This window comes from Nitrosomonas sp. PY1, assembly GCF_022836435.1.
Lineage (GTDB): Bacteria > Pseudomonadota > Gammaproteobacteria > Burkholderiales > Nitrosomonadaceae > Nitrosomonas.
In genome coordinates, this window is record NZ_BQXC01000001.1 from 1,643,231 (window position 1) to 1,659,573 (window position 16,343).

The window sequence follows — 16,343 nt, forward strand, 5'->3', positions numbered from 1 at the left end:
AAGATATATTGTGACTCTTATTTTCCAACCATTTTTTCTGGTACAACCCAAGCATCGAACTGTGCAGCAGTCGTATATCCCGTTGCAATCGCCGCATCTCTCAGCGATGTACTTTCGCGATATGCTTTCTTAGCAATTTCAGAGGCCTTGTCATAACCAATATGAGGATTAAGTGCAGTAACGAGCATTAAGGAGTTGTGCAACAAAAGATCAATACGCTCTTCATTGGCAGTTATGCCGACTGCACAGTTACTATTGAAGCTCACGATAACATCCGATAGCAATCGCACGCTTTGCAAGAAATTGTGAATAATCATCGGCCTCATGACATTCAATTCAAAGTTTCCCATAGCCCCACCAATGTTGATTGCAACATCATTTCCCATGACTTGGCAACATACCATTGTCATCGCTTCTGACTGTGTTGGGTTCACTTTTCCCGGCATAATTGAACTACCCGGTTCATTCGCGGGAATTTGCAATTCGCCAATACCACAGCGAGGACCCGAAGCAAGCCAACGAATATCATTGGCAATTTTCATTAATGATGCGGCTAATGTTTTTAACGCGCCATGCGCATGCACTAACGCATCGTTACTAGCCAAGGCCTCAAATTTATTAGGTGCGCTGATGAATGGCAATTCAGTTAAACGTGAGATTTCTTTCGCTACTTGCTGCGCAAACTCCGGATGTGCATTTAATCCAGTACCAACAGCGGTACCTCCCAAGGCCAACTCAAACAGATGGTTCATTGAGGCTTGAATATGTTTCAATCCATGGTCGAGCTGTGCGACATAGCCTGAAAACTCCTGTCCCAATGTCAGCGGTGTAGCATCTTGTAAATGTGTGCGCCCTATTTTCACGATATCGGAAAATGCTGCCATTTTTGCCGCAAGCGTTTCGCGCAACAATCTTATAGCTGGCAACAGCCGATGAGACAATTCCTCGACGGCAGCCACATGCATTGCTGTAGGAAACACATCATTGGACGATTGACCTTTGTTAACATCATCATTCGGATGAATTTTACGATCAGCGCCACGCCCCCCTCCCAACAACTCAGAAGCCCGGTTTGCCAGCACTTCATTGACATTCATATTAGTCTGCGTACCGGAGCCTGTTTGCCATATCGCCAATGGAAACTGACTTGCATGATCTCCTGCTATGACCTCATCAGCCGCCCGAATGATGGCTGCAGTGCTAGCAGCATCCAATAATCCCAAATCATGATTGACAGTGGCAGCCGCACGCTTAACCTTTGCCAGCGCAGCAATCAGCGCAACCGGCATTTTCTCGGTAGAAATCTTGAAATTCTGGAACGAGCGTTGTGTTTGCGCTCCCCATAATACGTTGGCAGGCACCTCCACAACGCCCATCGCATCCTTTTCTTTTCGAAATTTCACAACTTTGATCCCCTTCCTAATTTGATCAATGCATTAATCCCAGCTCAATGCTCCGCCTGTTTGATATTCCGTGACCCGAGTTTCAAAAAAATTCTTCTCTTTTTTCAAATCAATCATTTCAGACATCCATGGAAATGGATTGCTGGCATTCGGATACAATGCATCCAACCCAATTTGCTGGCAGCGTCGATTGGCGATATAACGTAGATATTCCTTAAACATTGCAGCATTCATACCCAACACACCACGCGGCATGGTATCTTCGGCGTAGCGATATTCCAATGCCACTGCTTTTTGCATGAGCCTAGTGATTTCTTCACGGAATGCTTTTGTCCATAGATGTGGATTCTCCATTTTAATTTGGTTAATCACATCAATGCCAAAGTTACAGTGCATCGATTCATCACGCAAAATATACTGATATTGCTCAGCCGCACCGGTCATTTTATTTTGCCTACCCAATGCAAGAATCTGTGTAAAGCCCACATAGAAAAACAATCCTTCCATAATACAGGCAAACACGATCAAGCTTTTTAGCAATTGCTGATCAGTTTCCAGTGTGCCGGTTCTAAAACTTGGATTCGTCAAACTATCGATAAACGGGATCAAGAATTCATCTTTGTCACGAATCGAAGGTATTTCATGATACGCATTAAAAATCTCACCCTCATCTAAGCCCAGTGATTCAACGATATACTGATATGCGTGCGTATGAATGGCTTCCTCAAATGCTTGACGCAACAAATATTGTCGGCATTCTGGATTGGTAATGTGACGATAGGTACCCAACACAATGTTATTCGCCGCCAATGAATCAGCCGTTACAAAAAAACCCAGGTTGCGTTTTACTAAACGACGTTCATCATCAGATAATCCATCTGGGTTCTTCCAGAGCGAAATGTCGCGGCTCATGCTGATTTCTTGCGGCATCCAGTGATTAGCGCAAGCATTCAGATACTTATCCCACGCCCATTTATATTTAAAAGGCACCAATTGATTCACATCGGATTTACAGTTGATAATCTGCTTATCTTCCACCGAAACGCGTCGATTAGCATTTTCAGCAATATTCTCCATTGCAGTTACATCCTCATGGCCTACTGCTGTTCGTTGCAGTAAAGACGATTGCACCTCTTCATTACGACTAATTATGGAAGAATGTATCTTGTTCGCTACCGAAGCTTCGGATTGAGTCGATTCGTCTTCAAATGTCAGCATGCTTTATTGCTCCTTAAGTTTTATTGGAATGATTGATTGAATTACTGGCATGATTCACAACTTTCATCATCAATCGCACAATATTTGATTTCAACCGAGGTCATCTCCATTGAGGTATTGACTGCTGCAATGCCATTCATCCCACTTTTGATACCGCTATCAGCAGGTACCGCATTTAATGAGCCTGCTCGCACTGTCGATTTTTCGGCAGCAGTGGCTCCCATAGAGCGCAAGTAATACGTTGTTTTCAAACCACGAACCCACGCTAACTTATAAGTTTCATCGAGTTTTTTACCTGATACACCTCCCATGTAAATATTCAGTGACTGTGATTGATCAATCCATTTTTGCCTTCTTGCACCCGCTTCGATCAACCAACGCGGATCGATTTCAAAAGCAGTGGCATACAATGCACGAACTTCTTGCGGAATGCGATCAATTTTACTGACCGCACCATCAAAATACTTCAGATCGGCAATCATCACCTCATCCCAGAGATTAAGTTTTTTCAGATCGTTAACAAAATATTTATTGGTGATAGTAAATTCACCGGACAAGTTAGACTTGACATAAAGATTCTGATAGCTCGGCTCTATGCTAGCCGAAACACCCACGATATTAGAAATGGTTGCCGTCGGCGCAATGGCTAAACAGTTTGAGTTACGCATACCATATTGTTGAATGCGCTGACGTAAAGCATCCCAATCCAACGTTGTCGATAAATCTGTTTCGACAAAGCCGCCACGCTCCTTACGTAAAATTTCTAAGGTATCATGCGGTAGAATGCCGCGATCCCAAAGGCTTCCTTTATAACTGCTGTAGCTTCCACGCATTTGTGCCAGTTCGGTGGAAGCCCAATAAGCTTGATACGCAACCGCTTCCATCGAGCGGTCCGCAAACGTCACTGCAGCCTCGGAGCCGTATGGAATACCCAGTTGATGCAGGCAATCCTGGAACCCCATGATACCCAACCCAACTGGGCGATGCTTCAAATTTGCATTGCGTGCTTTGGCAACCGCATAAAAATTGATATCAATCACATTATCCAGCATACGCATTGCAATACTGATGGTGCGCTTCAGTTTATCCATATCTAGCACCCCATCTTTCAAGTGCGCCGCCAGATTAACCGAACCCAGGTTACATACAGCAATTTCTTTATCATTGGTATTTAAGGTAATTTCCGTACATAGATTGGAACTATGTACAACACCCATATGGTTTTGTGGCGAACGAATATTGCACGGATCTTTAAAGGTAATCCACGGATGGCCCGTTTCAAATAACATACTGAGCATCTTGCGCCACAACTGTACCGCAGGAATTTTCTTGTACAGCATCAATTCACCACTTTCCGCCTTGGCTTCATACGCCAAATAAGCTTGCTCAAACTGCTGACCAAATTTTTCATGTAAATCGGGTACATCTGAAGGAGAAAACAACGTCCAATCGCTGCCATCCATCACGCGCTTCATAAATAAATCCGGAATCCACGTAGCAGTATTCATATCATGCGTGCGGCGGCGATCATCACCGGTATTTTTACGTAACTCGAGAAATTCCTCGATATCCAGGTGCCAACACTCCAGATAGGCGCATACCGCTCCTTTACGTTTACCACCTTGGTTGACAGCGACTGCGGTATCGGAAACCACCTTAAGGAATGGCACCACCCCTTGCGATTTACCATTAGTACCTTTAATTCTCGCACCCAAAGCACGCACTGCTGTCCAATCGTTACCCAATCCGCCTGCATATTTGGCTAGCAAAGCATTTTCCTTAATGGCTTCATAAATACCATCAAGATCGTCTGGAACCGTGGTGAGATAACAAGAAGACAGTTGTGAACGGCATGTACCAGAATTAAACAATGTAGGTGTTGAACTCATAAAATCGAAGCTGGACAAAACTTGATAAAATTCAATCGCACTGGCTTCGCGATCTATTTCATTCAAAGCCAAGCCCATGGCAACTCGCATAAAAAAGGCCTGCGGCAATTCAATGCGCTGCTCTTTGACATGCAAGAAATAACGGTCATAGAGTGTTTGCAAACCCAAATAATCGAATTGCAAATCACGATTTGCATCCAGAGCTGCAGCCAAGCGTTTCAAATCAAACTGGCCTAACCGCTCATCCAAAAGATCTACTTCGATACCACGTTTAATAAAGAGTGGGAAATAATCTTGATAAGATGAAACCATCGCTTCTTGGGAAATTTCTTCACCCAATACTTCATGACGAATGTTATTCAGCAAAAGTCGCGCGGTTACATAGCTATATGCGGGATCCTTCTCAATTAAGATGCGCGCCGATAAAATCGTCGACTTTCTAACCTCATCCAGTGACACGCCATCATACAGATCTTTTAAAGTCGCTTGTAATATCAATGAAGCATCAACGCCTTCCAATCCATAGCATGATGACTCAATGAGTGCGGATAGTTTTGCAATATCCAAAGGAATGCGCCGAGCATTATCCGTAACATAACGTGTTTCCGTTCGAGTCGCTTCATTCTGCTTTAGCAATGCCCTTTCCTGCGCGCGTGCCTCACGATATAGTACGTACGCACGCGCCACATCATGTTCACCCGAACGCATCAACGCCAGTTCGACTTGATCTTGGATATCTTCAATATGAAATGTACCACTATCCGGTTGACGCCTCAGCAATGCGTTCACCACATCGTTAGTCAAATAAGTTACCACTTCACGCACCCTAGCCGATGCCGCACCTTGACCGCCATCTACAGCAATAAATGCTTTGGTCATAGCAATGGATATTTTGCTCGGCTCAAACGATACTACCGCACCATTACGACGAATGACTTTATGTTGTAAAAAATGCACTTTTTGAGTGCCGTTACCGCGATATATTTGACTTGCAGAAACAGGTTTGAGACTAGTATCTTCCGTTACGCATTGCATAAGCGATCTCCCCTGATGAATAAAGAAGGAAATAAATCTCAAGAATTTACTGGAATAAATTAATGAAATTTCATTTTTCCAATATATAACACAAACATACAATATATAGTAGTTTAATATAATCAGAACCACATAAATTGTGCTTAACAGTATACGAATTTTTTATAAAAACAGGAAGATTTTTTTAGAAAAATTGAACCGAAGCAAAGTAAAATAGCGTCAATAAGTTGAACTTATGAGCTATTTTGCATGGCAATGATAAGGAGATGATTATGTATAGATGGACGTTGGGCTTAGCACTTATCGGCTCGATTATCTTGAGTGGTTGTGGTTACAACACATTGCAATCAACCGATGAGCAGATCAAGGCAAGCTGGGGAGAGGTATTAAACCAATACAAACGGCGCGCCGATTTGATTCCCAATGTGGTTAGCACGGTAAAAGGGTTTGCTAAACACGAAAAAGACGTTTTGATCGGTGTTACCGAGGCACGCTCCAAAGTAAGCACCATTCAAGCAACCCCAGAGTTGATCGACAATCCCGATGCATTCTCCAAGTTTCAGCATGCACAAGGAGAATTATCCAGCGCCCTGTCGCGCTTGATGGTAATTGTAGAAAAATACCCGGAACTCAAGTCAGATACAAATTTTCGTGATTTACAAGCGCAGCTTGAAGGTACTGAGAATCGCATCACTGTTGCTCGCAACCGCTATATTCAGGCGGTAAAAGATTATAATGTTACTGTGCGTTCTTTTCCCAGCAACCTGACGGCTATGATGTTTGGATATACGGTAAAACCGACTTTCTCAGTTGAAAATGAACAAGAAATCGTCACGCCACCAATAGTCGATTTTAATTCAAAAGTTGCACCTGAGAAGTAATGCATTGTCCAATAGTGTATCAATAACCCTTTAGCGGTGGTTTATGTATATGCGAAATAGGTTGGTTCTAATCATACGAATGTGGCACAGATATTTGCTAGCAATCAGTTTAATTGCGATCATAGCAAGCGCGAATGCCTGGGCACAATTGGCCATTCCCGAGCTCAAATCTCGTGTTACTGATTTGACTGCGACGCTATCGTCTAACGAAATGGCGCTCATAGAACAAAAACTCAGTAATTTTGAAGAAAAGAAAGGTAGTCAAATAGCTGTGCTTATCGTGTCAACCACACAGCCAGAAAGTATTGAGCAATATGCACTACGCATCGCAGAAAGCTGGAAGCTGGGACGAAAGAATACCGACGATGGCGCGTTGCTTGTCGTCGCTAAAAATGACCGCAAGCTTCGAATTGAAGTAGGCTATGGCCTGGAAGGTGTGCTATCCGATGCTAAAGCCAAACAGATTATCGAGCAAATCATTATTCCTCAGTTTAAAAATGATAACTTCGTACAAGGAATTGAAGCGGGTGTTGACGCCATGCTGCAATTGATACAAGGGGAGCCGCTTCCATCTCCCATCACTCCAAAAAAAGAAGGGGGTTTCACGGATTCAACAAAAACTCTGGACATCATCGTTCCCATACTGATCGGATTTTTTATCCTGGGAAAAATATTGGAACCGCCACTAGGACGCCTGGGGGGAGCTGTTATTACGAGCATTGGCGCAGGATTTATCAGTTGGTTATTAATGGCCTCCATTGCTATTGCCATTACCGTAGCAATTTTTGCATTAATAATGGGGCTTTCTCACAGTCCTGGCACAGGCATTTACCGCGGTGGGCGTAGTCATTGGCCAAACGATTCATACAGAGGGAGTGGCGGAAGTTTTGGTGGCGGAGGATTTAGCGGAGGGGGTGGCGGATTTGGTGGTGGTGGCGCATCTGGGAGATGGTAAATGAATTTACTGCGTATTCTACGTCATTTTAAAACAGGTCAACTCTCATTACGGCGAATTTTTACGGATACCGCTCTAGCAGCAATTGAGCAATCTATACAACGCGCGGAATCGAACCATGAAGGAGAAATTTGTTTTGCTGTCGAAGCATCGCTGAGCACAACCGCATTACTCAATAATCAAACCACGCGCGAGCGAGCGATTGAAGTGTTTTCTCTATTACGTATCTGGGACACCGAGTGCAACAACGGTGTATTGATCTATTTGTTATTAGCTGATCGAGATGTGGAAATTGTTGCAGACCGGGGTTTAAATACCAGAATAACCGACATCCAATGGCAAGCAATTTGCCAAAAAATGGAACGGGCGTTTGTACAGCAGCAATTTGAAACCGGCGTGATCGAAGGAATTCATTGCATTAGCATGTACTTGAACGAACATTTTCCCTGTCATGGCACCAGTAAAAAAAATGAACTCTCCAATAGACCTATTGTTCTTGGGCGTACACCCAGAGTTATTAAATAACATCAAACGGTAGCTCTGCCTGTAATGGTATAGCGGAAGCATTATTTTCGTAATGAAAAGGAGATAATGAGCTTACCCTGACACCTAACAAACGAATTTTCTTCTGAATAACAATACGTCGCAGGCATTCTCTTGTCGCTGCAAGAATTCTTATCTCATCATCGGTATAAGTCGAAAGAGTGATATTTCGCGTCAATGTCTGAAAATCTGCAAAACGCAATTTGATACAAATCGTTCTACCAATATAGTTCTTACGTTTCAAATCCTGCGCCACTTTCTCACATAAATTATTCAATGATTCCGTCAATGTAGCACGGTCACGATATAAATCGAGATCACGCTCAAATGTTGTTTCTCGGCTTATCGATTTGGTTTCTGGGTTGGTAATAATCGGACGGTCATCGATTCCCTGCGCCGCTTCCGCTAACCATATTGCATAGCTATGCCCGAAATAGTGCTTAAGAAAGCTTAATCTTGCCTGTGCTAATTCTCCGATAGTATAAATACCTAAAACCGCAAGTTTTTTAGTAGCTTTAGGGCCAATTCCATTGATTTTTTTGACTGATAATGGCCAGATTCGATCAGGGATATCCGATATTTCCATAATCGTCAAGCCATCTGGTTTTTCCAGATCCGAGCAAATTTTTGCCAACAGCTTATTCGGCGCAATACCAATAGAACAATAAAGCCCGGTGGCCTCTTTCACTGTTTGCTTAAGCAAATTGCCCAGCGTCTTCGAATCATGGGGAGATTGCGTCAAATCAATATAGATTTCATCAATGCCGGAATCTTCGATCTGAGTTGTTAATTTTGCCACCGCAGCTTTGAACAGCTTAGAATAGTATCGGTAATCAGCAAAGTTTGCAGGCAATAAAACCGCATTGGGCACCAGCTGAGCAGCTTTCATGATGCTCATCCCAGAAAACACTCCGGCTACTCGCGCTTCATAAGTAGCCGTTGTAATGACGCCACGCCCAACGTACTCATGTAACCGGTGAACACGTAACATACCATCAGATTTAGTAGTAGGTTGTTGCTCCGTTCGTCCGCCCACAACAACGGGCAAACCGCGTAACTGAGGGTAGCGAATCAGTTCGATCGATACGTAGAAAGCATCCATGTCCAGATGAGCAATTCTGCGAGGAGTAGCGTTTTTCATTGCTATCGATGCCAATTCCAAGAAGTGAGCACATTTTTTATTAATTGAAAGGCTCTAGGCTACCATAAGCAATTTGTTAGTCCGGTAGGATGTTAAAGAAACAGAAAATTGTAACTATTACATTAGAAAACAATCCAGCTTCTACATTGACAATCTGCTAGCAAAGTAGCTCTGTTGCTAATTAAGAATCATAACGCAACGCAATTAATCGATGGTATGACATTTTAAAGAAGTAATCTATTGAACCCTTAAGAGTAGATTGCTGTGATAGTGAAAATTGATGCGGGTATAATAGTTTGACAGGTGCAAGATACTCCAAGATCGCGTATTGGTATCCATGGCGACATCGGGATAAGCGCGGCTTCCTCAACGATACCGAGTCGTTTTAGCCTTCACCAAACGGTAGCCTGCAAAGCTTAAGAGTACGCCAACCAACTTAAATACATTTAAAGAATCGGAATAGTGCTAGAAAAACATTCTGATAAGCTTGCCGGTGCGCTAGATAGCTCATCAGATATGACTAACTTAATAGTCAAAAGCCTTGAGAAATACAGCATAAACCTTCGTTATTCAAACAAACATAAAATTTAATAAGCGATATCATAAAGCAAGTTATGGTGGAAACTTTGAACGTAAACGAATATTTACTTTAATTAAAGCCTCCTCCATTAATTAAATAATAACCAATTCATCATTAAAAAATAACTTTATGATTTATAGAGAAATAAAAAACAGGATTGCGATGATCACCGTACTGAGCATCATCGCCATAGTAGGCTCTATCAAAAGTTTTACCGTACTTGGCGGAGACCAATCCTTATTTGTTGTCATTGCACAAATGTTCGATGCCGGAAAAATTTTGTATAAAGATTTATTCGATTTCAAGCAACCAGGTATTTTTATTTTTTATTTTTTCGCTGGAAAAACACTGGGGTGGAGCGATGTTGGCATTCATTATTTCGAGTTAGGCTATTGGTTAATATTTTCGCTAGTTCTCTATTTTTCTATTAAACAATATTCACTCTTCTATAAAAACGAATTAAGTAGCAGCTTATTTCCACTATTCGTTATTGGCGTTTATTACTGCAATGCTGCCGCATTACAACTCACGCAACTTGAGGCACTGATTAATGTTCCCTTATATCTAATTGTCTGGCTACTAGATAAAGCATACAAAAACAAGATTAATTTATTAATAGCTTACTTCTTAGTAGGATTATTGATGGGCATCGTGGTGCTTTGTAAATTAATTTATATCCCGATTATTTTTGCCTTCATGCTTATTCATTTTATATTTTGCTTGAAGAATAAAGGGTTAACGCACATTCTGGTTACACAATTGCCCCCAATAATTATTGGTTTTGTTATTCCAATCATCATTTTCTTGAATTATGTTTTTACGCACCACATCGAGAATTTAGTCACTGATATCTTTTTTAAAATACCTACACAGGTTATCAACTTAGGAGACCAAGTACATCCAGAAAGATTATTGAACTCAATCAAATGGTTCGGCAAGCTCATGATTATTTATTTAATATTAGCTGCTATCGGTATTTTTCTGACTCCCAAAAAAGAATTACATTTTTTTGGCATGATCATCGCTTGGGGAATCATCGGATTTGCACTCATTGTCATACAAAAGACTTCTTGGTGGTCTTACCATTTTCAACTGCTGTACGTACCCATTGCGTTATTTTCTGTACTTGCTTTGGATTATTTGATCTATCACTTACTGGTTTATGTGGAACTCAACAATTCACTCAAAAGAATCCCTATTATTCTGATTATTATAGCTTTTGTTACTCACAACCAATTCAAATCCTTGGAGATTAGTCTATACTCCCAAAATTATGCAAGATTGCTCGGCTATGATTATGCAAAAAACCATGTACTATCGGTTCTCAACCTATTGAAAGAAAAAGATACTATTTATGTATGCGGTAACCCTAGAAAATATTTAATCACATCACGACTACCAGAATTAAGCACTAATGGTTGGATTCTAGAATATCAACTAGATTATCAATGGGAAAATTTCTATCAGGAATTCCGAAATAAGCCGCCCACTTATTTATTTATCAGCAAGGAATACGAAAACCTCATTCCAACGAAACAACCTAAATTATGGAGTTTTATCACTGAAAAATATAACCAATTAAGCCTTGAAGAAACCGGTATATGGTACAAGAACTCAAAAAATTGATGGCGTTATGAAACTTAATGTATTTAGATCGATTGACTGTTTATACAACCAGGATCTCTGTACAATCCTCTTCCATCCTGCAAATCCTTATATTTATTGATTAATAACTTCCGAAAAATTACGTTTCTCAAAAAACAAGCCAATCTAATTTCTGTTTCCACAATGTTTTTATTACGCTTTCCAGGAAAAAGATTCTAATGCTTGGTCATTTATTTGTGAAAATTATTATTCATAAATTCCTCATCATAGAAAAAACAAAGGGAAGATTATATTTCCTAACCTCTATTTTTTTGGTAAGATCCAACTGGAACGGATAATCATAACAAGTATAATCAATGATGGGCTTTGAGCCCATTTTTTATTTGTAGTCACAACTATGGAATTGGAAGTATTAATAGCATCAACTCTCGAAGGAATGGGTTATGAGTTGGTAGAAATAGAACAATCTGCACATAATAAATTATTGCGAATATTTGTGGATAAAAATGAAGGAATCGGTATTGATGATTGCGTATTAATAAGCAATCACCTTACTCGTTTACTAACAGTAGAAAATATCGATTATGGTCGCTTGGAGGTATCGTCGCCGGGGCTAGACAGGCCTTTACGAAAGGAGTCTGATTTTACTCGTTTTAAAGAAGAAACGATCAAGTTAAAACTACGCATTCCGCTTGAGGGGCAAAGAAATTTTATAGGAATTTTGCGGGAAGTTAACAATGGTGCGATTAAGCTTGAAGTGGAAGGAAAATTATTGAATCTTGAATTGAGCAACCTCATGAAAGCTCGCTTGGTTCCAAAACTTTAACCGCATTAGATTTGAATGGAGAACTATGAGCCGAGAAATTTTACTGCTGGTAGATGCACTAGCGCACGAGAAAACTGTCGAAAAAGAAATAATCTTTATGGCACTTGAACTCGCATTGGCATCTGCTACCAAAAAGCGCTTCCAAGAAGACATAGACATTCGGGTTTCCATTGATAGACAAACGGGTGATTATGAGTCTTTTCGTCGATGGCTAGTAGTAGATAATGGAGCAATCGAAAATCCGACACGTCAGATTACACTTGATGATGCGCAGAAAATACATAACGCTATTCAATTAAATGATCATCTTGAAGAACCTCTTGAAGGGATTGAATTTGGTCGCATTGGTGCACAAGCAGCAAAACAAGTCATTTTTCAAAAAATTCGTGAAGCGGAACGGGAACAAACGCTCAATCAATTTCTCGAAAGAGGAGATTACTTGATTTCTGGCACCATAAAGCGCATTGAACGTGGCAATGCGATAATTGAATCTGGAAAAATTGAAGCTGAGTTATCGCGTGATCAAATGATTCCGAAAGAGAACCTGCGTGTAGGTGATCGTGTTCGCGCCTACTTACACAGAATTGATCGAGCCGCACGAGGCCCGCAACTCAAGCTCTCGCGCATTTCACCGGAATTTTTGACAAAATTATTTGAGCTGGAAGTTCCCGAAATAGAAGAAAGGATGATTGAAATTAAAGTAGCTGCGCGCGATCCAGGTTCACGCGCAAAAATCGCGGTCAAATCAAACGATCCACGGATCGATCCGATTGGCACTTGCGTTGGAATGCGCGGCTCACGTGTACAAGCCGTCATCAGTGAACTTGCTGGTGAACGTATCGATATTATTCTATGGTCAGATGATCCTGCCACTTTCATCATTAACGCCCTAGCACCTGCAGAAATTAGCAGCATTATGGTTGATGAAGAAAAGCACAGTATGGATATTGTCGTCGACGATGACAACTTGGCACAGGCAATTGGACGAGGCGGACAAAACGTTCGACTTGCCTCCGAATTGACAGGTTGGGATCTGAATATTATGACTGTTGACGAATCTAAAGCCAAGCACGAAAAAGAAACTTCACAAATTTGCCAGATTTTTATGGAGAAGCTGGATGTCGACCAAGAGATTTCAGAAATATTGGTGCAAGAAGGTTTTTCTACGCTAGAAGAGGTTGCTTACATTCCTATAAACGAGATGTTAGAAATCGAATCCCTCGATAAAGATATCATTCATGAAATACGTAATCGAGCTCGCAATGTATTGCTGACCGATGCTATTGCTAAAGAAGAAAAAGTCGAACATATCTCCGGCGATTTACTGGCACTCGAAGGCATCGATGATGATATCGTTCGCCAATTAACGTCGAACGGTATTAGTACCCAAGCTGATTTGGCTGACTTGGCTGCAGATGATTTGGTTGAAATGACAGGTATTGAGGTTGAACGCGCTAATCAGCTTATTATGAAAGCACGTGAACCGTGGTTTACTTAATATTGAAATATCATCAATAAATAATACGTACTGAATATTATAGGATTTGCTGATAATTTTGATTACAGAGAGGTTATAGATTACAAATGGCTCAAATCAGTGTAGAACAGTTTGCTAATGAACTAGGCCTGCAACCAACCGTTTTACTAGAACAGCTTAAAGCTGCTGGCGTAAAAAAAATCATGGCAGAGGATGCTTTAACCGAGCAGGACAAAACACAACTTCTTGAATATCTGAGGAAGACACACGGCGCCTCAGAATCAAAAAGCAGAATCACCTTAACGCATCGTCAAACCTCGGAAATCCGAAAATCGGATAGTACCGGACGTCCTAGAACGATTCAAATCGAAGTCAGAAAAAAACGCGTATTACAAAAAGTGACCACGCAAGCTTTAGAAGAAAATCCAAAACCAGTGCCTGAAGTAGCTGTTAGCATTTCAACACCACCTACCCAGGAAAAAAACAAAGAGTTTGTGATCGACGCAGAAGAACTTGCTCTGCGCCAGGAAGAAGCTAGAAAACAAGCAGAACTAATCGCTCGTCAAACAGAAGAAATTAAGCTAAAGAAAACTCGCAAGAAATCTGAAAAATCGGATGACATCAAGAAAGAACCACAATCAGCGATCTCTGGCACAGAAAATCTTCCCGCTCCCAATGAATCCGCTGACCAATCATCGCATCAATCTGCAGAACCTGCAGCAGCCGTATCATCAGAAAAAGCACCAGAATCCAAGGTTTCAGCTCCTTCATCCGGTAATCTTTCTTCCGAAGGTACATTGCACAAACCGGTAGTTACAGCAACCGAGAAAAAGAAAAAGCAAATCAAAGAACAAGCCAAAGAACAAAGTGTTTGGAAAGATGATAGTATCAAGAAGCGCGGCTTCAAGACACGCGGAGAAGTCGCAAATAACCAAGGCTGGCGCGCATCACCACGCAAAGACAAGCACAATAAGCAAGTTACGACAGATGAATCTAACCTACATGCATTTTCAGCACCGACCGAGCCAATCGTTCGAGACATCATGGTACCTGAAACCATCTCTGTTGCCGCCCTCGCTCAGAAAATGTCCATTAAAGCCGCCGATGTCATCAAAGTGCTAATGAAAATGGGTAGCATGGTTACCATCAATCAAATGCTCGATCAAGAAACCGCAATGATTGTTGTGTCAGAAATGGGGCATATCGCGAAATATGCGGAGATTGATAATCCAGAAGCTTTTCTAGCTGATAATGAAGCTTCAAATACAGAAGCGGCGCTGGATCCTCGTGCGCCAGTTGTTACCGTTATGGGACATGTAGATCATGGTAAAACCTCACTATTGGATCATATTCGACGCACTCGAGTAGCAAGCGGAGAAGCAGGAGGGATCACTCAGCATATCGGTGCTTACCATGTCGAAACGGATCATGGCATGATCACGTTTTTGGATACACCGGGACATGAGGCATTTACTGCCATGCGCGCACGCGGTACTAAAATAACCGATATCGTCATTCTAGTTGTCGCTGCAGATGATGGCGTTATGCCACAAACTATTGAAGCAGTACACCACGCAAAGGCAGCCAAGATCCCAATCATTGTTGCCGTCAATAAGATTGATAAACCGGAAGCCAATCCTGAGCGCATCCGCCATGAACTGGTAAATCATGAAGTTGTTCCGGAAGAATGGGGTGGCGATACGATGTTTGTCGAAGTATCTGCAAAGGCGGGTACCGGAATCGATTCGTTATTAGAATCTATTTTACTGCAGGCTGAAGTACTGGAGTTGAAAGCCCCTACCACTACTCCCGCAAAAGGTGTCGTAATCGAATCACGATTAGATAAAGGACGTGGGCCAGTGGCGACCATTTTAGTGCAATCCGGAATTCTCAACCGCGGAGATGTATTATTGGCGGGCGCAGTATATGGAAAAGTACGCGCCATGAATGATGAAAATGGTAAAGCCATCAAATCGGCAGGCACATCCATTCCTGTGGAGATTCAAGGCCTTTCTGAAGTACCTGAAGCGGGAGAAACAGTCATCGTACTCAATGATGAGCGTAAAGCACGTGAAATTGCGTTATTCCGACAAGGCAAATATCGCGATGTAAAACTTGCCAAACAACAAGCAGCAAAGCTCGAAAACATCTTCGATCAACAAGATGACGTAAAAATTCTCGCACTGATTATCAAATCGGATGTTCAAGGCTCATGTGAAGCATTAGCTTATGCACTACAAAAACTTTCCACAGATGAAGTCAAAGTCAATATCGTTCACAGTGGCGTAGGCGCTATCATTGAATCAGACATTAATCTTTCCCTTGCTTCAAAAGCCGTCGTCATCGGTTTTAATGTTCGGGCTGATGCCAGCGCTCGTAAACTGATTACCTCGAGCGGCGTCGATGTACGCTACTACAATATTATTTACGAAGCAGTTGATGAGATAAAAGCAGCGCTTTCCGGCATGATGTCACCCGATCGCAAAGAAAACATACTGGGCATGGTCGATATTCGCGAAATCTATCGTATTCCTAAAGTTGGTACTGTGGCTGGATGCTATGTGTTGGATGGTATTGTAAAAAGAAATTCTCAAGTCAGAGTTATACGCGATGGTTTAATTGTGCATAGTGGTGAACTGGATTCATTAAAACGTTTTAAAGATGATACTAAAGAAGTACGCGAAGGATTTGAGTGTGGTATCTCCTTGAAAAATTTTAATGAAATACAGGTAGGCGATCAACTGGAATTATACGAAATCGTCGAAACAGCACGTACTTTATAATTTTTGC

General features: G+C 41.6%; 11 protein-coding genes. 7 read left to right on the forward strand and 4 right to left on the reverse strand.

Going from position 1 to position 16,343, the window contains the following annotated elements; genetic code table 11:
• Positions 1-17: 17 nt before the first annotated feature.
• Genes fumC through W03_RS07650 form a run of 3 tightly spaced genes read right to left on the reverse strand, consistent with a single transcriptional unit; the run spans position 18 to position 5,545 of the window.
• A complete protein-coding gene (fumC, locus tag W03_RS07640; RefSeq protein WP_244072404.1) occupies positions 18-1,403 on the reverse strand; it encodes a class II fumarate hydratase in 1,386 nt (461 codons plus the stop codon).
• A 33-nt stretch (positions 1,404-1,436) separates the two neighbouring features.
• Positions 1,437-2,621, reverse strand: coding sequence for a ribonucleotide-diphosphate reductase subunit beta (locus tag W03_RS07645; RefSeq protein WP_244072405.1), 1,185 nt, complete (start codon positions 2,619-2,621; stop codon positions 1,437-1,439).
• Positions 2,622-2,662: 41 nt separating this feature from the next.
• The gene (locus W03_RS07650; protein WP_244072406.1) at positions 2,663-5,545 is read right to left on the reverse strand and encodes a ribonucleoside-diphosphate reductase subunit alpha; all 2,883 of its coding nucleotides are present in this window, start codon (positions 5,543-5,545) and stop codon (positions 2,663-2,665) included.
• A gap of 272 nt (positions 5,546-5,817) precedes the next feature.
• On the opposite strand from W03_RS07650, the gene W03_RS07655 reads away from it, so the two are divergent.
• The 3 genes from W03_RS07655 to W03_RS07665 all read left to right on the forward strand — a co-directional run bounded on the left by W03_RS07655 (position 5,818) and on the right by W03_RS07665 (position 7,906).
• The gene (locus W03_RS07655) at positions 5,818-6,426 is read left to right on the forward strand and encodes a LemA family protein (protein WP_244072407.1); all 609 of its coding nucleotides are present in this window, start codon (positions 5,818-5,820) and stop codon (positions 6,424-6,426) included.
• Positions 6,427-6,505: 79 nt separating this feature from the next.
• Positions 6,506-7,381 carry a YgcG family protein gene (locus tag W03_RS07660; protein ID WP_244072408.1) on the forward strand — a complete coding sequence of 292 codons (876 nt, stop codon included), beginning with the start codon at positions 6,506-6,508 and terminating at the stop codon, positions 7,379-7,381.
• Entirely contained in the window at positions 7,382-7,906 is a 525-nt protein-coding gene (locus W03_RS07665; RefSeq protein ID WP_244072409.1) for a TPM domain-containing protein, read from the forward strand.
• Here the strand turns inward: W03_RS07665 and dinB are convergent.
• Positions 7,899-9,065 carry a DNA polymerase IV gene (gene dinB / locus W03_RS07670; RefSeq protein WP_244072410.1) on the reverse strand — a complete coding sequence of 389 codons (1,167 nt, stop codon included), beginning with the start codon at positions 9,063-9,065 and terminating at the stop codon, positions 7,899-7,901. The genes W03_RS07665 and dinB overlap by 8 nt on opposite strands.
• A 742-nt stretch (positions 9,066-9,807) precedes the next feature.
• Between dinB and W03_RS07675 the strand changes: the two genes are divergently transcribed.
• The 4 genes from W03_RS07675 to infB all read left to right on the forward strand — a co-directional run bounded on the left by W03_RS07675 (position 9,808) and on the right by infB (position 16,336).
• Entirely contained in the window at positions 9,808-11,271 is a 1,464-nt protein-coding gene (locus W03_RS07675; RefSeq protein WP_244072411.1) for a hypothetical protein, read from the forward strand.
• Positions 11,272-11,647: 376 nt separating this feature from the next.
• Positions 11,648-12,076, forward strand: coding sequence for a ribosome maturation factor RimP (gene rimP, locus W03_RS07680; RefSeq protein WP_244072412.1), 429 nt, complete (start codon positions 11,648-11,650; stop codon positions 12,074-12,076).
• 25 nt (positions 12,077-12,101) lie between these two features.
• Positions 12,102-13,574 carry a transcription termination factor NusA gene (gene nusA / locus W03_RS07685; RefSeq protein ID WP_244072413.1) on the forward strand — a complete coding sequence of 491 codons (1,473 nt, stop codon included), beginning with the start codon at positions 12,102-12,104 and terminating at the stop codon, positions 13,572-13,574.
• 86 nt (positions 13,575-13,660) lie between these two features.
• Positions 13,661-16,336: a translation initiation factor IF-2 gene (infB, locus tag W03_RS07690; RefSeq protein ID WP_244072414.1), complete on the forward strand. Its 2,676-nt coding sequence runs from the start codon at positions 13,661-13,663 to the stop codon at positions 16,334-16,336.
• The last annotated feature ends 7 nt before the right edge of the window (positions 16,337-16,343 follow it).